Below are 18,804 nucleotides of genomic sequence, written 5' to 3'. Positions count from 1 at the left end.
TTTAAATTGTTTGGTTTTTTGAAGCAGCACAGAAGGTTTAAAAAGATATGACCGCTTAAACCTTCTGTGTTCTTGAATTAAAATTTCTCGGGTTTCAGCAGTACGTAACAGATGTAGGCAAATACAGCCAGGGCAATAATAAATAGCAGTATCATTTCTTTAAATTTTATCAAAATAGTAAATCGATGCATAAAAAAGTGCAAAGCACACCAGTCCGGCTAAGGTTAAAACAGCAGTTATCATACTCCGGAAGTGTTAATTTGTTTTACATACTCTTTGTGAAGGGATACCGGAAGCAGTTTGGCCATGGCGTAATGATTGAGTTCCATGTAATGTGAAACGGAATACAAATACACATTGGTAATGGCATTTTTCATTTCGGCATTGCCTTTGTTTAACAGTTCTTCAGCCAGATTCAGGCATCTTTTGGTTCGGGCTGTTTTCCCTAATTGCAGACTACTGATCGTAATGTTTGCCAGGCGCTCCATTTTTTGAACAAGTGTGTCGTTGAATTTTTTCATAATGGTTAAAATTATTTGATAACCATAAGCCAAATCAGAGACCAAAAAATCAGGAATGCTGCTAAGGTGCTGATTTTGTTGGGAATATTGTTTTCTGGGCGTTGTGCCAAAAGAAAAACCCTATCAAAACGATAGGGTCAGGGCTTTCAAAACGATAGTATTTTTAGCAGAAATCAGGATATTTTGTATTCGTCCAGCTTCCGGTACAGTGTGGTCAGTGCTATATTTAATAAACGTGCCGTCTCGGTTTTGTTTCCGTTAGTATAGTTGAGTACCTTCTGTATGTGAATTTTTTCGGCGGAAGCCAGCGAAAAAGCAGAAAGTATCGGAAGTGCTCCGGTTTGACCGTCTTCCTGTAATTGCTGTATTTCTATGGGCAGGCTGCTGCGGGTGAGTGTGTCGCCGGTTTCCAGGATAACACTGCGTTCCAGTACGTTTTTCAGTTCGCGGATGTTGCCCGGCCAGTTGTGCAGTTTTAAAAGACTGATAAAGTCGTCGGATAGTGTTTTTATTTTCTTATTCATTTTCAGGCTGAAAATCGCTAAAAAATGGCTGGCTAACAATGCAATATCGGAAGTGCGCTCTTTTAAAGACGGTAACTGTATCTGGAAAACGGACAGGCGGTAATATAAGTCCTGACGGAAATGACCGGTTTCGATTTCTTTTAACAGATCTCTGTTGGTAGCAGCAATAATACGGACGTCGACTTTGGTGACCTTGCTTTCGCCTACTTTAATAAATTCGCCGTTTTCGATAACACGGAGTAATTTCGCCTGCAGGTCCAGTGGCATTTCGCCAATTTCATCTAAAAAGATGGTACCGTTATTCGCTTCTTCAAACAATCCTTTTTTGTCTTTTGTCGCACCGGTAAAAGCACCGCTGATATGACCGAACATTTCGCTTTCCAACAGGTCATGGCTAAAAGCAGAACAGTTTATCGCCACAAAGTTTTTGTTTTTCCGGTTGCTGGACTGGTGGATTGCCTGTGCAAAAACTTCTTTTCCGGTTCCGGTTTCGCCGGTTAATAGTACCGTGGTATCGGTTACCGCCACTTTTTTTGCCAGTTCGATCGCCTGTTGCAGCATTTTGGAGGTACCGATGATTCCTTCAAAGGAAAATCGGGTTTCCAGCTGGGCTTCCAGTTGTGCCACTCTCCGGGTAAGGTTGCTCTTTTCTATCGCACGATGCAGCAACGGAATGATCTTGTTGTTGTCGTCGCCTTTTACAATATAATCGAATGCTCCGTTTTTAATGGCCTGTACGCCATCGGGAATATTGCCGTAGGCAGTGAGCAGGATAACTTCGATGTGCGGGTATTTTTCCTTAATCTGCCGGGTTAGTTCAACGCCGTTGCCATCGGGTAATTTAACGTCACACAGTACAATGTCGATACTGTTCTGTTCCAGTTTTTTTAAGCCTGTTTTACAGTCGCCGGCCTGAAAGACTTCAAAATTTTCCAAACCAACAATACGCGCCATTAAGGAACGCAGTTTTTCTTCATCGTCTATAATCAGTATTTTTTTCAATGGAGGAGTAGATTAAAAGTGTAACAAAGTTACAATAGAAATTAAATATCCGGCATCTTTGCCAGTAGATTTTGCCGGATTCAGATTGGCATAAAAAAAATCAGGAAGAACTATTTCTTCCTGATTTTAAGCGGTTCCTGTCCGGTTGCCGGATCAGAATTTATTTTCCACTTCTGCTGCCTGTAGCATCAGGTAGTGTAAGTCGGTGTTCTTAACGAAAGGTTTTAACAGATCGCTTCCCGGTCCGAACATCGCTAATTCAACGTAATCGGCAGAGTGATCCATACTGATCCATCCCACAGAGTTTGTTTTTTGCTGCATTTCGGAAAACGCTTTATACGGTAATTTTTTATAGTTATACAAACCGTCTTCTTTGTGTAATCCGTCATAATAGCTTAAAACGGTTTTTGCATCTTCATCGGTAATGGTTTTTCCGTTTGCATGTTCAATGATTTCATGAACCTGTTTAACGGTCGACTGCGGACTGATTGCATTTAAAATCCATTCGTTTGTCTGGGTATAGTTCTGTATGCTGTCGAAATTGGCATTCGCATATTTGCCATAAATCACACCCGGATTGGCATTTCCGTGGTCGGTTGTAATGATCACCAGTGTTTCTTTGTCTTTTTCAGCAAAATCAATGGCTACTTTTACCGCTTCGTCAAAACCTACCTGGTCGTATATTAACGCACCGATATCGTTTGCGTGTGCTGCCCAGTCTACTTTTCCGGCTTCAACCTGCAATACGAATCCGTTTTTGTGGTTTTTCATCCGGTCAATAGCTTTTTGTGCCATTTCTGCCAGTGTAGGGATCTGTTCGGTTAAATCTTTACTGCTTTTTCTGTCGATATTATACGGCAGGGCATCGTCATAAAAAACACCCAGAACAGGCTTGTTATTGTCGGTATCCAGCATTTCTTTACGCGTTCGGGCTACCTGGTAACCTTTTGCTTTAAATGCGGCATACATGTCTTTTTTATCTTTTCTGATTTCCGGGCTGAAATAGTTATTTCCGCCGCCCATCATGATGTCAAAACCTAATTCCAGGTATTGCTCGGCAATGTCTTCCTGTGCATTTCTGCTTTTGCTGTTTACGCAAAAACCGGCCGGTGTTGCATGGGTGATCGGAACGGTGGTTACACAACCGGCCATTTTACCGGCTTTTTTGAATTTTTGCCAGATCGGCATGTGTACTTCTCCTTTCGGTCCCACATTTAAGGAACCGTTGTTTACTCTGAAACCGCCTCCCCAGGAAGAACTTCCTGCCGAAGAATCGGTTACGATGGAACTGGCCGAAGCCGTATCCATTAAAGCGCGGTTAATGCGGTTGTCACGGTAAAGCTGTAACCAGTTTGAACCGTTTCCTGTTTTTCTGTTAAGGTATAGATCGGCCATGTTTAACGTTCCGGTACTCATACCGTCGCTAACAAGGAAGATAATGTTTCTGGCTTTTTTATTTTTTCTTACGGTATCGAAATCAAGTGTGTTCGAAACGGCATCCAAAGGATTCATTAAAGCTGTGCCTAAGGTTAGAATTGAACCGTTTCTGAAAAATTTCCTTCTGTCCATGTTGTAAAATTCTGTAATTAAGGGCACAAAGGTATAAAACAATTGGGGAAGCCGTTTTATGTTAGTGTTATTTTAAGCAAAAAGAGCCATAAAATACGGCTCTTTTCTTAATTGCTTATTTATTTAGTATTCAAACTCGAGTACTACCTGATTTCTGATGATGTCTTCAAAGGTTTCACGCTCTCTGATGAGGTGTGCTTTTCCGTTATACCACAGTACTTCGGCAGGGCGCACGCGGGAATTATAGTTGGATGCCATAGAGAAACAGTAGGCTCCGGCATTGCGGAAACACAGGATATCGCCCTCTTTAATTTCGGCAATTTTCCGGTTGCTGCCAAAAGTATCCGTTTCGCAGATATATCCCACAACCGAATAGAAACGCTCTTTTCCTTTCGGGTTGGTGATGTTCTCGATATGGTGCTGTGAACCGTAGAACATCGGGCGGATAAGGTGGTTGAAACCACTGTCTATTCCTGCAAATACAGTAGATGTGGTTTGTTTGACCACATTTACTTTGGCCAGGAAATAACCGGCTTCACTAACCAGAAATTTACCCGGTTCGAAAGCAAGTGTCAGCTCTTTGCCGTATTCTTTACAAAAGGCATTGAATCTTTTGGTTAGTTTTTTACCCAATTCTTCTACATTGGTTTCGATATCGTCTTTTTTATAAGGTACTTTAAAACCGCTTCCAAAGTCGATGAAATCCAGTTCTTTAAAGTGTTTTGCCGTTTCAAATAATATTTCGGCGGCATAAAGGAATACTTCGATATCCAGAATATCCGAACCGGTATGCATGTGGATTCCGTTAATGTGCATCTGTGTATTCTCGATGATGCGGAGCAAATGTGGAATCTGATGTATCGAAATACCGAATTTACTGTCGATATGGCCTACAGAAATATTCGAATTACCACCCGCCATTACGTGTGGATTGATACGGATACAAACCGGAGTGGTTGGATGCTTCGCGCCGAATTGTTCTAAAATGGATAGATTGTCAATATTTATCTGAACGCCTAATTGTGCTACTTCTTCAATTTCTTCCATCGAAACACCGTTTGGTGTATAGATGATCGTTTCCGGAGAAAAGCCTGCAAGTAGACCTAACTGCACCTCCTGAATGGATACAGTGTCAAGTCCGGACCCCATCTTCTTCAGTAGCTTAAGAACAGATAGGTTTGACAATGCCTTGACTGCATAATTGATGCGCAGGCTTTCCACCTTGGAAAAAGCATTGGTTAAACGTTGGTACTGTGATTGAATTTTGTCGGCGTCGTATACATAAACAGGACTGCCAAATTCTTCCGCTACTGAAAGTAAATGATTGATTTGCATGCTATATAAATTTGTTAATAACAACAAAGATAAAAATCGTCCCTTTCCAACCTTAACAGATGTGAATAATTAACAAAAAAACATTTAAAGCTGATAAAAATGAATAAATGAGGGTTTTTGAGGTGTCTTTTTTGAGGAAAAACAAACAAAAATGGATTTTAACAAAGTTTGGAATGCCGGAAGCAGGCTTTTGCAGGTTGCCGTACTGTATCTTTTGGGCCAAAAAAGATAAAACCTTTAAAAACAGTTGTCTTTAAAGGTTTTAGGTTGAACAGAACTAAGAATATTATATTATTATTTTTTGAAGTGTTTCAATAACATAGGAATGCATTACTTCCCGATAGTCCAGATGGGTTACGATTCGCAGTTTTCCTCTTCCCATCGCGCTGATAAAGATGTTTTTTTGTTTCAGCTTTTCAATGATGGAGGCTTCGTCATATTGTGGTTTTACAGAAAAGATCAGAATATTGGTTTCAACAGGTTCAACCGTATCGACCCAATGCAATTCTTTTAGCACAATACCGATTTGTCTTGCCCGGCGGTGGTCTTCTTCCAGTCTTCCCACATGATGCTGCAGGGCATATAAACCGGCTGCTGCCAGATAGCCTGCCTGGCGCATACCGCCTCCGAAAATTTTACGGATTCGCAAGGCTTTATGAATGGCTTCATGACTGCCTAAAAGTACGGAACCTACCGGAGCGCCCAGCCCTTTGGACAGGCAAACGGATATGGTGTCGAACAATTCGCCGTATTGTTTCGGGTGCTGACGTTTGGCAACCAAAGCATTCCACAAACGGGCACCATCCAGGTGATAGTTTAAATTGTGGTCCTGGCAGACCTGTTTGATTCTTTTTAATTCTTCAATATCATAACAGGCACCGCCGCCTTTATTAGTAGTATTTTCAATGCTGACCAAACGGGTTAACGGGCTGTGGTAAAATTCAGGATCGTTAATATTCTCCACTACCTGTCGGGCAGTGATCATACCGCGGTCGCCATCTACAAGACAGCAGGAAACCCCGCTGTTAAAAGAAGCACCGCCGCCTTCATAATGAAATATATGGGACCATTTATCGCAGATGATCTGCTCACCGGGATTCGTATGCAATTTGATTGCGGTTTGGTTGGCCATCGTTCCCGAAGGGAAAAATAAAGCGGCTTCCATACCAAATAAATCGGCTACGGTTTCTTCTAATTCGATGACCGTAGGATCTTGCTTATACACATCATCGCCCACTTTTGCGCGAAACATTTGCTGCAACATTTCGGGCGTAGGTTTGGTAACGGTATCGCTAACTAAATTTATTTCCATATAATTAAAAAGGAATGTCTATTTTTGCGGGTATAAAACTACAATATTTATGGTAAATACCGAACAGATTAAGGATATTATTGAGCGTCTTGGTGCGTTAAGGAGGTATCTTTGACGTCGATAAGAAACTAATAGAGATTACAAACGAGGAAGAGAAAACCTTTTCACCAGATTTTTGGAATAACGCAAAGGAAGCGGAACTTATTGTGAAGAACCTGCGATCGAAGAAAAAATGGGTGGAAGACTATGAAAAAGGCGTAGCATTGGCTGAAGAACTTCAGATAATCTATGAATTTTTTAAAGAAGGTGATGCTACCGAAGCGGAACTGGATGCCCATTATGAGGTAACGAATACTCATATTGAGAATCTGGAATTCCGTAATATGCTTTCTGACGAAGGGGATAGTATGAGCGCAGTACTGCAAATCACTGCCGGTGCCGGTGGTACCGAAAGCTGTGACTGGGCTGCCATGCTGATGCGTATGTACCTGATGTGGGGAGAGCGGCAAGGGTATAAAATTAAAGAACTGAACTTCCAGGAAGGTGAGGTTGCCGGTGTTAAAACGGTAACACTTGAATTTGAAGGGGATTATTCTTTCGGGTATTTAAAAGGAGAGAACGGCGTACACCGTCTGGTTCGGATTTCTCCTTTCGACAGTAATGCGAAACGACATACGTCATTTGCTTCTGTTTATGTATATCCTTTAGCAGATGATACGATCGAGATCGAGATCAGTCCGTCTGATATTTCCTGGGAAACCATGCGTTCCAGCGGTGCAGGAGGGCAGAACGTGAACAAGGTGGAAACCGCTGTTCGTTTGCGTCACCATCCAACCGGAATTATCATTGAAAATTCGGAAACGCGTTCCCAATTGGATAATAAGACCAAAGCCATGCAGTTGCTAAAGTCGCAGTTATATGAGATCGAATTGAAAAAACGCCAGGCGAAGCGGGATGAAATTGAGGCGAATAAAATGAAGATCGAATGGGGTTCACAAATCCGAAACTATGTGATGCATCCTTATAAACTGGTAAAAGACGTCAGAAGCGGTTATGAAACCAGCGATGTTGATGCCGTTATGGATGGAGAACTGGATGAGTTTTTAAAAGCCTACCTGATGATGATGGGACAAAAAGGTGACAATTAAATAAAAAAAGCCGTTACACTGTAACGGCTTTTTTATTGCTTTAGTTTATGATGACTTTCTTAGTAGTCGATTGATTTTCGGAGGACATTTTTACTAAATAAAAACCTTGCGGAAGATTTTCCATAGTATAGGTCCCCTGGTTGTGAGCGGGTTTCTTAATTTGCTGGATGATTTGGCCGTTAATAGCAATCACTACAATTTCGTCCAGTTCTTTTTCCGACCGGATATTGATACGGTGGTCATTTGACGGATTCGGATAAACCGAGATATTCGCCAAAGCTTCAAATGTATCGGTTGCCAATGGCGATCCCCAGATCATTTGCACATATTCCGGGTGATCGATAAACGGGTTCCGGTTTCCCTGAAAAGCATAAATGGCATTGTTGCGGGCAATTTCTCTCGGACTCACCGGATCCTGGTTGTGCCAGGTTAACAGGATTTCCTTAAACCAGTCGCTTACCGCCTGATTGCTGGTGTGGTTTAGCATCGCGTGATTCCAGCCGGCTACCTGGTTTTCATAACGGGTTACGAAATACAAAAGACAGCGGGCAACATCCCCTTTAAATTCATCGATTGGCTCAAAGGCTTTACCGGAATATCCGGCTGTAGCGTTGTTGCCTAATTTGGATCCGTTTTTGGATGTCCAGGTCGGGGAATTAACTTTTCCGAAAGGATAGTTGCTGCGCATACCGTTTACTTTTCCGTCTGTAGGAAGAATGTGGTGTGCATCCGAAACCATCGGTGCATTTTCATTGAAAACACTTTGAGGCATTAAATGTTCCCTGTTGAAACAGTTTCCTTCAACACTGTAGCTGCCGCAACGGTCGCCGGTGCTTGTCGCAGAATAATTGTAGAAATCGGCACCATTGGGCACTTCAGAATAAATATCGAGAATAGTTCCGTCATTTTCATAGAAATAATCGCGATCGGAAGTCTGGTAACAGGTATAAAGCTGATTATAACCTTTAGCATTGTGCCCTTTGATAATGTTGTACAATTGGGTTTTTAAGGTATAACCGGTTCCGGTAGCGGAATTGTAATACCCGGGAGGAATCTGGGCATAGCCGGTTAACACTGACATTAAAAACGCAGTGAGGTAAATTTTTGTCATAGTGGATTAATTTTGGACGCCAAATGTAAGTCCTTTATTTAGAACCCAAAAGAAAATTAACTAATTATAAACGAGTTGCTTAGGTACTGTTTTCGATTTTAAAGCGGCAGTGCCGGATGTTGTAGTTGCTGTATCTGCAAAAAATGAAAAGCGATGTCTTTTTTTATCATTTTTTAATATTGTAAAATCCCTATTGTTAGGGATTTTTTTAATAATTTAATATCTGAATTTTGAGTAGTTTAACATTAAATCTATCAAAAATGAAAGTGTACCAATCTTGCGGAACAATAAGTTTTCAGAAAAGCGATGCCGGGAGAGAGCAGCGGGCTACGATAAAAACGATGCTGCCCAATTTAAAAACCGGTACTTACCGTTATGCTGAATTTTACAATATATCCAATGAAAAGTATTTTGGGTTGCTGGGAATATTGGTCATGGATGGCGAGGATAATGTTAATTTACGACAGTATCCCACTACGGCAAAAAACCTGAAGAGCGTTAAAAACAGTACGGTAAACCTGTTGCAATATAAGCCGGTTAGCGGTGAAGGAAAGTCCTTTTCGGAACTGAAAGAGGACGATAAGATTCATTTTATGTGCCTGCACGACGACCGGTTTAAAGGCGATTCGGAAGATCTGGAATATTTTCAGGCAAACCTGCCCAATTTTCCGGCTTTAATGGAAGCTTCGTCGGAAGAGATCAACAGAGAACCCAAGGTTGGCGATGGCGGAATCCTGACAGCAAACGGATGTTGATACCATGTCGGGGATAAAAAGCATACGATACAGGCTGTTAACGGTACTACTTTTTGTGGTAAGCTTTTCCTTTGGACAAACGGCTACCTTAAAAGAGTTTGAAAAATACGTTAAAGAAAAAGATATAGCCAGGGCATCCTTTATTTCGGACAAGCTGCTTACTGCAAAATTCACAGCTGCCGAAACAGCCCGCTACAACTATCTTAATGCCAATTTGTATGCCCTGAACAATAAGGATAATCTTGCCTATCGTTACTATATAGCAGCGAAAGACCAGTATAAAGCCATTGACAGCCTTGACCAGGAAGCACAGATCAATATTGAGCTGGTTTCGTTATTGCTGGCGATTGATGGAAATACTATGGATTACCAGACTTTTTTACACGAATATATAGCGTATGCCCAACGTAAAAAGAATCCGGATTATCTGAGCAACGCCTATATGCAGGCGGGAAAATCTTTTTATGACCGGCAACCCCTGGTAGCGGTACAGTATTTTAAAAAAGCAGAACGGGAAAATTTAAAAACAACAGATGATATCTTCCGGGCGCGAATACTGCTCAATATGGGCGCCACCTATGCTACCGATAGTCTCCGGAAATTTGACCTGGCGTTAAATGCCTATCGGGAAGCCCTCAAAATATACGAGAAACATCAGTTAACAGATTATATTTCCTATGTCTATATTAATTATGGGGTAACCTACACCAAAATGAAAGCGTTTGACAAAGCGCTGTTTTATTTTTTTAAAGCTGATTCCATACCAAATAAAGAGTTCAAGGCAAAAACAAAAGAAGCATTGTATGGTTATATGACCAAGGCTTATGAAGGCAAAGGGGATTATAAAAATGCCCTGGCGTTTGTTTTAAAGCAAAAAGAGCTCAAAGAGCAACTGGATGAAAAGGAACAGAAAAAAGCGATCAATGAAAATTATATCTGGTATAAAACCAAAGAAAAGGAGAAAGAAAACCTGGCTTTAAAAGACCGGCTGCAAACGAACAGGATCATTGTTTATGCGGCGATCGGGCTGTTACTGCTAACCTTGTTGTCCGGTATTTTAATTTTTAAGAATATATCCAAGAAAAAGAAAATTGCGGTTCAGGAGAAACTGATCGAAACCCAGAAACTGGAAAAAGTACTGAAAGAACAGGAACTTGCCGGAATTGATCTAATGCTGGAAAGCCAGGAGAAAGAGCGGCAGCGGATTGCCAATGAACTGCACGATAATTTAGGAAGTTTGCTGGCTACGCTGAAACTGAATTTTCAAAACATCAGCAGAACGAATCAGCATGCTGCCGAAAAAGAAAATCAGTTATACCATAAAACGGATGCCTTAATAGAAGAAGCCTATCAGGAAGTCCGGAATATTTCCCATTTAAAGAACCTGGGTGTGGTGGGGAAAGAGGGATTGCTGCTTTCCGTTAAAAAAATGGCGGAAAAGATGAGTATCCTGAATAAACTGCAAATGAATGTCATTCCGTTCGGGTTAACGGAAAGACTGGAAAATTCGGTGGAAGTGATCCTGTTCCGGATCATTCAGGAATTGTGCACGAATATTATAAAACACTCGGAAGCGACAGAGGTGAATATTTACCTTAATCAGCATGATGAAAAGGGAATCAATATCATGATTGAAGACAACGGTAAAGGCTTTGTGCCGGCAATGAGCGGTAAGTCGGCCGGAATCGGACTGAAAAGTATTGAAAAAAAAGTAGAACAGATGAACGGAACGTTTACAATTGATTCTGTAATCGGGAAAGGAACGACAATTATTATTGATATACCATTATAATATGATACGGGTAGTGATAGCAGAAGACCATCAGTCCCTTATTGACGGGATAAAACTTTCTCTGGAATATGAAGAGGATATTTCCGTTGTGGGAGAAGCGAATGATGGCGAGGTTTTAATAGCGCTGGTAAGAGCCAAAAGGCCGGATATTGTAATTACCGATATCCGGATGCCAAAATGTGACGGTATCTGTGCGACGAAAACCATTAAAAAAGAGTTTCCGGATATAAAAGTCATTGCTTTCAGCATGTTTGACCAGTCGGAAGCGGTAACCCAGATGAAATTAGCCGGTGCTTCCGGTTATATCATGAAAAATTCATCCCTTAAAAAACTGGTTGAAGCCATCCGTGAAGTGGCAAAAAATAATTTGTTTTTTGATGACGCCATCATGTCGAAAGACACGGTTACCAAAGAAGATATTATTCTGAGCTCCCGTGAAAAAGAAATTTTACGGTTAATCGGTGAGGGGAAAACATCCCAGGAAATAGCCGACCTGCTGTTTATCGGGAAAAGTACCGTAGATACCCACCGGAAAAATATCCTGAAAAAAATGAGTATTCAGGGCAAAACCGATCTGATCCGGTTTGCGGTAGAACGCAAATATGATTTTTAAAAATAAAAGTATGAAACTGTGTAAAATCCCCATTGTTGGGGATTTTTTTTTGTGGCTGTTTCCGGAATTTTGAGTAAGAAAATCAACGGGTTTTCGAAAAGAGGTAACTGTGGACCTTCTCAAAATAAACAGGGCGGAACCGAAAAGCCATACGAGTAGGACAAACCAAAAAATAGAAAACATTATGGAAGAACAAACACTTTATTTAAGTGAAGACAAAGAAAATTTGTTGGATGAGGCGGGCAATATTGTCGCTGTAAAAAAAGAGAAAGACGGAAAGGTTTTTTACCAGGAGGCAAATGCGACTACAAGAGGGGAAATTTGCCTGACATGGAAACCGAAAAGAGTATGTCTGAGCTGGAACAACAATATGGTGTGCCTTGGTTGGGATACCGTTCAAGTTTGCGCTAAATGGTCTAATTAAAACACTAAAGGATAACCTTTTTCGGGTTATCCTTTTAGTATTTAAGGAGCCGTTTTGTGTACTTCTTATTTAAAAAGACCTCAATTGAGGTCTTTTTTGGTTTATTCTTTAATCAGTTTTACTTTTTTGCTGCTTCCGTTAGCAGAAACTTCCACTATGTAAACACCGGAAGACAAAGCGGAAGTGTCCAGGTTTGCTTCGGTTGTGTTTATTTTTGTTTTGGAGATCAGCTGACCGGTCAGGCTGTAAATCGTTACCGACTCGATGATCTGGTTGTCAAAAGCAATGGTTAGTTTGTCTTTTACCGGATTCGGATATAGTGTCACGGTTTTATTAAGGGTCGGATTATCCACGCTCAGATTACAATCCGGATTCATCGCGACTCTCGTTGGTGTTCCGGCAGTGGAGCTGGTACTGTTCGGGCAAAATGCCGGTGCGGCAACAACGTGAAATTCCCCGGCTCCCGAAATGGTCAGTACAGGATTATTGGCACCAACAATCGGTTCGCCGTTTTTATACCATTGGATATTCGCATTATAAGGCGGATTGTTTACCTGCAGGTCAAAAGAAGCACCGTTACAAAGCAACAGGCTTTCTGTTTGAGGATCAAAAGACATGATGTTTTCATCATACTGGTACATGGTTCCCAGACCTACCCAGGCATAACTGTCAACCTGGATCGTGTTGGATTCAAACGTCTGCCCGTTTTTAGTAACCACCACTTTCAGCAAAGCCTGGTCGTAAGTGTACCAGTCGTAGGTAAAACTTGCAGCAGTAGCATCGGGTATGGCTTCAAAGCTGTCGGAAGTAAACCAGTATTTAAAATACCACTGGTAGGTAGTATAGCCTTCGTTGTTATTGATAACAGCGGTACCGTTTGTCCATGGACATAACATTAAATCGCCGCTGATGACCGGAGCATTCTGGCTGTTCCCTTTCCAGAAAATAAATAAGGTAACAAGTAAAAGTAGTTTTGATCTCATAAATAATAGATTGATATATAGGTTAGCATTTTCAAAAAAAACGGTTCGGGCAGTTTGTTGAAACGATTTTATTTGGAACCGCTAAATAACAGCGTGCAAGGCTAATCTCCTATTTATGAAGCGATACAAGGTGTGACACCTGGCGTGACATTGTGTGACATCGCTATAAAGCCGACAGGAATTTGAACAGCGATATATCCGGATCTATGGCTAACTTCTTGGTAATGCGTTCTTTTCTTTTGCGGCAGCTTTCCGGGGAAATATGCAGTAAAGAAGCAATTTCCTTATTGCTTAAATTCAGGTACACAAACGACAGAAAACGAATGTCATTTGCCGTAAGGGAAGGATGCTTTGTTTTCAGCCTGTTGATAAAATCATTGTTGATGTTTTCGAAACTGGCTGTAAATTCCTCCCATTTGGAATCTTCTTTCAGATGACTTTTGAGGTTGTGGATTGTTTGTATCAGGGCCTCATTATGGGTAATGTTCGGAAGGTTCGGGATGGATTCGATAATTTCTTCGATCAGTTCGTTTCGTGTGGACTGGAACAGGATCTTATCGGATATCTGTTTGTTCTTCTGCTGAATTTCCTGCTGCAGTAAAAATTCTTTTTCTTTCTGGCGTTCCTGCTCCAATGCGGCAAGCAGTTCTTTTTCTTTTAATTCCTTTTTTAAGATACTGGTGTTGTTTTTTTCTTTTTCCAGTTCCAGGTCAATAATTTTCAGGTTGTTTTCGGCAATGATCCTTTTCTGTCTGGCCATTTCCGTTCTTTTGTAAAAAGCCCAGATCAGTATGGAAACCAGCAGGATTAAAAACGCGGTAATGGTAAAATACAATTTTCGGGAACTGGCAACCAGGGCTTTATTGATGCGCAGATCGTGTTTGGATTCCGATAGTTCAAAACGCAGCTTGGAATATTCGAGTAATTCTTTGTTCTTGTTTTTGTTGATGAGGTTTGTCAGCGTCAGGATGCTGTCTTTGGCGGCAACCAGTTTACGGATATTGTTCATGTTAAAAGCAATAACCGATTGCTGTTCCAGCACCTTAATCCGCATTTCATCATCCGTACAGCTTTTTAACGCTTCTTCTACATAGAATGCTGCTTTGGGCCATTCTTTACTTTTTGTATAAGCTATTGCCAACAGGGTTTCTAATTCGGTAACGGCTTCTGTATAGTTCTTTTTTTTGGCCTGTTCCAACAGGGAAAGGCAATCGGGGATAGCCTCTTTAAAGCGTCCTGTTTCGATCAGGATATTGTTTTTGGTTACAAAGGCATTAAGCTTGTTTTTGGGATCTTCGTCCAGATTGGCAATCGCCTCATTGACATATTTGGTAGCAATATCGGTTCTTTTAAGTTCCAGATTGAGCTGCGCCAGGTTGGAAGCATAAATGCCTACACGGGACTGAATGTTGTTTTTCAGGGCAATGTCATAAGACTTTTTAAAATATTCTTCTGCCTGACTGAAATTTTTATCCTTAATATATAGTAGTGCAATATTATTCAGGACGATCATTTCATCTGTAGGGGCATTGTTTTTTAGCGCCAGTTCATAGGCTTTTAAATAATAGGCAATGGCATTGCCATAATCGAGCATTTTATAATAGGTAAGCCCGAGGTTATTAATGGCCAGAAATTCCTGCCGGTATAAGTTTTTTCGTTTGGCGGTTTCCTGTGCTTTGGATAAATACTCTATGGCCGAACCGTATTGTTGTTCAAACATTTTTGCAATTCCGGTAGTGATCAGCGTATCACACGCGGTATCGGTCTGGGCAGATGCGGTAAAAGAAAAGAGGGTTATGATTAATGCTGCCCAAAAGCGGACAGCCGTGTTTTGATTACAGTCAGATGATTTTGTTTTTCCCGATTCCATTTTCAAAAGTAAAGAGATTTTCAATAGAATTACTAAAAATTAAAACGTAAGAAAAAAGATAGTATTTGGATTAAAGATTTTTGGCTTGATTATTGTTTATATTTGTTAGAATCATTTAAATCAAAAAAATATGAAAAAGATACTTTTACTTTTAACGGTTGTAGCAGCTTTTGCTTTTCAGGGATGTGAAGGTCCGGAGGGACCGCAAGGACCACAGGGACCATCTGACGGAAATACGATTAGTGAAGTTTTTGAAGTTACCAGATCTTTTAATGCCGGTAATAATTTTGGCAGTATCGTACCGCTGAATCCACAAATATATGCTTCCGATGTTGTTTTGGTTTACCTGCTTTGGGATACGGTTAATCCGACAACCCCAATCTGGAGATTAATGCCGCAAACAGTACAATTAAGCGAAGGCGATTTATTGTATAATTTCGACTTTACAAGATCGGATGTCAACATCTTTTTAAGTTCGGCCGATCTTGATCTGAATATGCTGGCACCGCAATGGACACAAAATCAAACGTTTCGTATTGTAATTGTTCCGGGGTATTTTTCTAAAAATGCTCAGCCGGTTGACTATTCCGATTATAATGCGGTAATTAAAGCCTATAATATTGATGAATCAAAAATTAAAGTATTGAAATAATTCGATACCTGATATAAAAAAAGGGAACCAATTGGTTCCCTTTTTTTATATCAGGTGCTTTTACATTATTTACTGGCAATAATTGTAGGGCTCCAGCTGAAATAGCCATATAATTTCTGGTCCATAGCATTATCTGCCAAGGTATAAAGGGCGAAATAAAAGGATAGTTTTTCTTCACCGGTTCGGAGTATCATGGAATCGAAGGACATTGTACGATTTGCAGTTGCAATTGCCGGTAATCCATTAATCGTTTTTGTATTACTGGATACCGCTCCCAGTCTTTCGGTAATCCAACCTGAAAAATTTCTCATAACGGCATCACCGGACTGATGTCTGGCATTATAAAAAAGGACGGCGTCGTCAGTGTTCAGATAAAGGCTGGTACCTCTGAAGGTAATATAGTCAGCTAAATCAGCTTTAAGATTCAGGCAGGATGTCCCCTGTCCGCTGATGATTAGCTGGGGCAGGTTACTCAGTATATAATGATTTTCGGCGCTGACCTCGGTGGGTTCATGCTGGTTTTGACTCGGATTGGGATATTTCGATTTAATATATTCGGTATCTATAACCAGTAAAAGTTCTATTAAATGTGCTTCCTTTCTTGCGGTATCCATGATTTTCGGGATTTGGGTTGTTTTTTTATCGGGTTTCAATAGTATTGTTTACTATAAACTATTGGATGGTACAAAGTTTTGATTCTAAAATTAAACCCGGGCAGGTGTAATTACTTGTTTTTGTTCCGGAAAACAGCAGTTGCGGCATGAACAAAACGGGATAAGGCTGCGGGTTACCCCTCTTTTGTTTCGTTATTTTTGCTTTAAAACGATTTTTTTTAACCGTACCCCTAAAAAAATATGGGGTATTGTGTTTTGTTTTTTAAAAATATTTACATTTGCAGTGTAAAACAATAGGTATAAACAAAAAAACACAACTTTATGTCAACATTTCGTTTTCAGGCACTAAAAGAAGCAAGCGGTAGAAAACCCGTATTGGTAGAAGAATTGGACAGAAAATCTTTGATTTTTGGAAGTAATGTATTCAACGATAAGGCGATGCGTCAGTTTTTGACGTCGGAAGCATATCAGGCAGTAAAAAATGCAATCCAGCACGGTACAAAGATCGAAAGACGTTTTGCCGATTATGTTGCTATGGGAATGAAAGAGTGGGCATTGTCTAAAGGAGTGACCCATTATACCCACTGGTTCCAGCCTTTAACCGGAACAACGGCAGAAAAACACGATGCGTTTTTTGAAACAGCTGTTGACGGTAGTGATCCGGTAGAAAAATTCGGCGGAAGCCAGTTAGTACAACAGGAACCGGATGCCTCCAGCTTTCCGAACGGCGGAATCCGTAACACTTTTGAAGCGAGAGGATATACGGCCTGGGATCCGACATCTCCGGCATTTATTTTCGGAACGACTTTGTGTATTCCAACTGTTTTTATCTCCTATACCGGAGAAGCCCTGGATTATAAAACACCTTTGTTACGCGCTTTGCATGCAATTGATCAGGCGGCTACGGATGTTGCCAAATATTTTGATAAAAATGTAAAGAAAGTAACACCTACATTGGGTTGGGAGCAGGAATACTTCCTGGTAGACAGCGCTTTGGCTGCTTCAAGACCGGATATTTTAGCAACCGGAAGAACCTTGTTAGGACACACTTCGGCTAAAGGACAGCAATTGGAAGACCACTATTTCGGTTCTATCCCAACACGTGTACTGAACTACATGAGGGATTTGGAAAACGAATGTATGTTGTTAGGTATACCGGTGAAAACACGTCACAATGAAGTAGCACCTAACCAGTTTGAGCTGGCACCTATTTTTGAAGAAACCAATTTAGCCGTTGACCATAACTCTTTATTGATGGATGTTATGCAAAAAGTTGCAGAACGCCACCATTTTAAAGTATTATTCCATGAAAAACCATTTAAAGGTGTAAACGGATCGGGTAAACACAATAACTGGTCATTGGCAACAGATACCGGAATCAATTTATTGAGCCCGAGTAAAACGCCTATGAGCAACCTGCAATTCCTGACCTTCTTTATCAATACAATTAAAGCGGTATACAATAATGAAGAATTGGTGAGAGCTTCTATTGCTTCGGCAAGTAACGACCACCGTTTGGGAGCTAATGAAGCACCACCGGCTATTATTTCTGTATTTATCGGTCAGCAACTAACGAAAGTACTGGAAGAACTGGAAGGTGTTTCCAAAGGAAAATTATCACCGGAAGAAAAAACAGACCTGAAACTGAACGTTGTCGGCAAATTACCGGATGTATTCCTGGATAATACCGACAGAAACAGAACATCGCCTTTTGCCTTTACAGGAAATAAATTCGAATTCAGAGCCGTTGGATCTTCTGCGAACTGCGCGAACTCCATGACAATCCTAAATACCATCGTTGCAAAGCAGTTAAAAGACTTTAAAGTAGAAGTTGATGCTTTGATCGAAGGAAAAGACATGAAAAAAGACGATGCTATTTTCAACGTATTGAGAGAGTACATCAAACAATTCAAGAAAATCCTTTTTGAAGGTGACGGTTATAGCGAAGCCTGGGAAATTGAAGCCGGCAAAAGAGGTTTAAGCAACCACAAAACAACTCCGAAAGCCTTAAAAGCAAAAGTTTCCAAACAAGCTTTGGCACTATTTGAAGAAATGGGGGTAATGAACCATGTGGAAATGGAAGCCCGTTATGAAATCGAACTGGAAGAATATGTGAAAAAGATCCAGATTGAAGGAAGAGTTTTGGGTGATATCGCAAGAAACCATGTTATCCCGACAGCGATCCGTTACCAGAATACGTTAATTGAGAACGTAAAAGGATTAAAAGAAATTTTCGGAAAAGAATTTGAAACTATCGGAAAAGAGCAGATCAATCTGATAAAAGAAATTTCCAGCCATATCGCAAGTATCAATGAAAAGGTTGAAGAAATGACGGAAGAGCGTAAAATTGCGAACGAATTGACCAATATTGAAGCACAGGCTGATGCATATTGTGAAAAAGTAAAACCGTTTTTCGATGTAATTCGTTACCACAGTGATAAATTGGAACTTTTAGTAGACAATGAGATCTGGACCCTAACCAAATATAGGGAGTTACTTTTCACCAAATAAGGTTAGAAAAACAAAAATACAAAATAAATAAGCCTCAGTAAAATGAGGCTTATTTTGTTAAAATAACT

At 40.6% G+C, this 18,804-nt stretch carries 17 protein-coding genes; 7 read left to right on the top strand and 10 right to left on the bottom strand.

Annotated elements, in window-relative coordinates:
* Positions 1–77: 77 nt before the first annotated feature.
* The 6 genes from BGO42_RS17935 to BGO42_RS15765 all read right to left on the bottom strand — a co-directional run bounded on the left by BGO42_RS17935 (position 78) and on the right by BGO42_RS15765 (position 6,263).
* Positions 78–155 carry a potassium-transporting ATPase subunit F gene (locus BGO42_RS17935; RefSeq protein WP_177736432.1) on the bottom strand — a complete coding sequence of 26 codons (78 nt, stop codon included), beginning with the start codon at positions 153–155 and terminating at the stop codon, positions 78–80.
* An 84-nt stretch (positions 156–239) separates the two neighbouring features.
* On the bottom strand, positions 240–521 hold the full coding sequence (locus BGO42_RS15785) for a DUF7674 family protein (RefSeq protein ID WP_177735424.1): 282 nt from the start codon (positions 519–521) through the stop codon (positions 240–242).
* Between the two features lie 173 nt (positions 522–694).
* Positions 695–2,047 (bottom strand): sigma-54-dependent transcriptional regulator, encoded by a 1,353-nt coding sequence (locus BGO42_RS15780; protein WP_177735422.1) that lies wholly within the window; start codon positions 2,045–2,047, stop codon positions 695–697.
* Positions 2,048–2,200: 153 nt separating this feature from the next.
* The gene (locus tag BGO42_RS15775; protein WP_273243565.1) at positions 2,201–3,616 is read right to left on the bottom strand and encodes an alkaline phosphatase; all 1,416 of its coding nucleotides are present in this window, start codon (positions 3,614–3,616) and stop codon (positions 2,201–2,203) included.
* Positions 3,617–3,739: 123 nt separating this feature from the next.
* Positions 3,740–4,951, bottom strand: a complete 1,212-nt coding sequence (gene lysA, locus BGO42_RS15770) for a diaminopimelate decarboxylase (RefSeq protein WP_177735418.1) — start codon at positions 4,949–4,951, stop codon at positions 3,740–3,742.
* A 286-nt stretch (positions 4,952–5,237) separates the two neighbouring features.
* Positions 5,238–6,263, bottom strand: coding sequence for a threonine aldolase family protein (locus BGO42_RS15765; RefSeq protein ID WP_177735415.1), 1,026 nt, complete (start codon positions 6,261–6,263; stop codon positions 5,238–5,240).
* 49 nt (positions 6,264–6,312) lie between these two features.
* Between BGO42_RS15765 and prfB the strand changes: the two genes are divergently transcribed.
* Positions 6,313–7,411, top strand: a protein-coding gene (gene prfB, locus BGO42_RS15760; RefSeq protein WP_177735413.1) for a peptide chain release factor 2 whose coding sequence is annotated in 2 segments (ribosomal slippage) — positions 6,313–6,375 and positions 6,377–7,411 — 1,098 coding nt in all. Because the reading frame shifts where the segments join, the coding sequence is not laid out codon by codon here.
* Between the two features lie 40 nt (positions 7,412–7,451).
* On the opposite strand, the gene BGO42_RS15755 is transcribed toward prfB, so the two are convergent.
* Entirely contained in the window at positions 7,452–8,522 is a 1,071-nt protein-coding gene (locus BGO42_RS15755) for an endonuclease (protein WP_273243561.1), read from the bottom strand.
* A gap of 260 nt (positions 8,523–8,782) precedes the next feature.
* On the opposite strand from BGO42_RS15755, the gene BGO42_RS15750 reads away from it, so the two are divergent.
* From BGO42_RS15750 to BGO42_RS15735, 4 genes are all read left to right on the top strand, one after another.
* Positions 8,783–9,277 carry a hypothetical protein gene (locus BGO42_RS15750; RefSeq protein WP_273243559.1) on the top strand — a complete coding sequence of 165 codons (495 nt, stop codon included), beginning with the start codon at positions 8,783–8,785 and terminating at the stop codon, positions 9,275–9,277.
* 4 nt (positions 9,278–9,281) lie between these two features.
* On the top strand, positions 9,282–11,069 hold the full coding sequence (locus BGO42_RS15745; RefSeq protein ID WP_273243557.1) for a tetratricopeptide repeat-containing sensor histidine kinase: 1,788 nt from the start codon (positions 9,282–9,284) through the stop codon (positions 11,067–11,069).
* Position 11,070: 1 nt separating this feature from the next.
* Positions 11,071–11,682 (top strand): response regulator transcription factor, encoded by a 612-nt coding sequence (locus BGO42_RS15740; protein ID WP_177735406.1) that lies wholly within the window; start codon positions 11,071–11,073, stop codon positions 11,680–11,682.
* A gap of 184 nt (positions 11,683–11,866) precedes the next feature.
* The gene (locus tag BGO42_RS15735; protein ID WP_177735404.1) at positions 11,867–12,106 is read left to right on the top strand and encodes a hypothetical protein; all 240 of its coding nucleotides are present in this window, start codon (positions 11,867–11,869) and stop codon (positions 12,104–12,106) included.
* Positions 12,107–12,207: 101 nt separating this feature from the next.
* On the opposite strand, the gene BGO42_RS15730 is transcribed toward BGO42_RS15735, so the two are convergent.
* Together BGO42_RS15730 and BGO42_RS15725 are read right to left on the bottom strand one after the other, a co-directional pair.
* Positions 12,208–13,089, bottom strand: a complete 882-nt coding sequence (locus BGO42_RS15730; protein WP_273243555.1) for a T9SS type A sorting domain-containing protein — start codon at positions 13,087–13,089, stop codon at positions 12,208–12,210.
* A gap of 163 nt (positions 13,090–13,252) precedes the next feature.
* Positions 13,253–14,959, bottom strand: a complete 1,707-nt coding sequence (locus BGO42_RS15725; RefSeq protein ID WP_273243552.1) for a tetratricopeptide repeat protein — start codon at positions 14,957–14,959, stop codon at positions 13,253–13,255.
* Positions 14,960–15,089: 130 nt separating this feature from the next.
* Here BGO42_RS15725 and BGO42_RS15720 point away from each other — a divergent pair, with 130 nt between their 5' ends.
* On the top strand, positions 15,090–15,611 hold the full coding sequence (locus BGO42_RS15720; RefSeq protein WP_177735400.1) for a hypothetical protein: 522 nt from the start codon (positions 15,090–15,092) through the stop codon (positions 15,609–15,611).
* 65 nt (positions 15,612–15,676) lie between these two features.
* On the opposite strand, the gene BGO42_RS15715 is transcribed toward BGO42_RS15720, so the two are convergent.
* Positions 15,677–16,225 (bottom strand): inclusion body family protein, encoded by a 549-nt coding sequence (locus BGO42_RS15715; RefSeq protein WP_273243549.1) that lies wholly within the window; start codon positions 16,223–16,225, stop codon positions 15,677–15,679.
* Positions 16,226–16,546: 321 nt separating this feature from the next.
* Here BGO42_RS15715 and BGO42_RS15710 point away from each other — a divergent pair, with 321 nt between their 5' ends.
* A complete protein-coding gene (locus BGO42_RS15710; protein WP_177735398.1) occupies positions 16,547–18,736 on the top strand; it encodes a glutamine synthetase III family protein in 2,190 nt (729 codons plus the stop codon).
* The last annotated feature ends 68 nt before the right edge of the window (positions 18,737–18,804 follow it).

It is taken from the genome of Flavobacterium sp. 40-81, assembly GCF_001898245.1.
Lineage (GTDB): Bacteria > Bacteroidota > Bacteroidia > Flavobacteriales > Flavobacteriaceae > Flavobacterium > Flavobacterium inviolabile.
Note: the sequence above shows the minus strand (reverse complement) of the source record. Positions and strands in the feature narration are given on the sequence as shown.

Excerpts from the sequence above, each read along its gene's own strand:
- BGO42_RS17935 (WP_177736432.1), bottom strand. The coding sequence starts at position 155 with ATGATACTGCTATTTATTATTGCCCTGGCTGTATTTGCCTACATCTGT.
- BGO42_RS15785 (WP_177735424.1), bottom strand. The coding sequence starts at position 521 with ATGAAAAAATTCAACGACACACTTGTTCAAAAAATGGAGCGCCTGGCA.
- BGO42_RS15775 (WP_273243565.1), bottom strand. The coding sequence starts at position 3,616 with ATGGACAGAAGGAAATTTTTCAGAAACGGTTCAATTCTAACCTTAGGC.
- lysA (WP_177735418.1), bottom strand. The coding sequence starts at position 4,951 with ATGCAAATCAATCATTTACTTTCAGTAGCGGAAGAATTTGGCAGTCCT.
- BGO42_RS15765 (WP_177735415.1), bottom strand. The coding sequence starts at position 6,263 with ATGGAAATAAATTTAGTTAGCGATACCGTTACCAAACCTACGCCCGAA.
- BGO42_RS15755 (WP_273243561.1), bottom strand. The coding sequence starts at position 8,522 with ATGACAAAAATTTACCTCACTGCGTTTTTAATGTCAGTGTTAACCGGC.
- BGO42_RS15750 (WP_273243559.1), top strand. The coding sequence starts at position 8,783 with ATGAAAGTGTACCAATCTTGCGGAACAATAAGTTTTCAGAAAAGCGAT.
- BGO42_RS15745 (WP_273243557.1), top strand. The coding sequence starts at position 9,282 with ATGTCGGGGATAAAAAGCATACGATACAGGCTGTTAACGGTACTACTT.
- BGO42_RS15740 (WP_177735406.1), top strand. The coding sequence starts at position 11,071 with ATGATACGGGTAGTGATAGCAGAAGACCATCAGTCCCTTATTGACGGG.
- BGO42_RS15735 (WP_177735404.1), top strand. The coding sequence starts at position 11,867 with ATGGAAGAACAAACACTTTATTTAAGTGAAGACAAAGAAAATTTGTTG.
- BGO42_RS15730 (WP_273243555.1), bottom strand. The coding sequence starts at position 13,089 with ATGAGATCAAAACTACTTTTACTTGTTACCTTATTTATTTTCTGGAAA.
- BGO42_RS15725 (WP_273243552.1), bottom strand. The coding sequence starts at position 14,959 with ATGGAATCGGGAAAAACAAAATCATCTGACTGTAATCAAAACACGGCT.
- BGO42_RS15720 (WP_177735400.1), top strand. The coding sequence starts at position 15,090 with ATGAAAAAGATACTTTTACTTTTAACGGTTGTAGCAGCTTTTGCTTTT.
- BGO42_RS15715 (WP_273243549.1), bottom strand. The coding sequence starts at position 16,225 with ATGGATACCGCAAGAAAGGAAGCACATTTAATAGAACTTTTACTGGTT.
- BGO42_RS15710 (WP_177735398.1), top strand. The coding sequence starts at position 16,547 with ATGTCAACATTTCGTTTTCAGGCACTAAAAGAAGCAAGCGGTAGAAAA.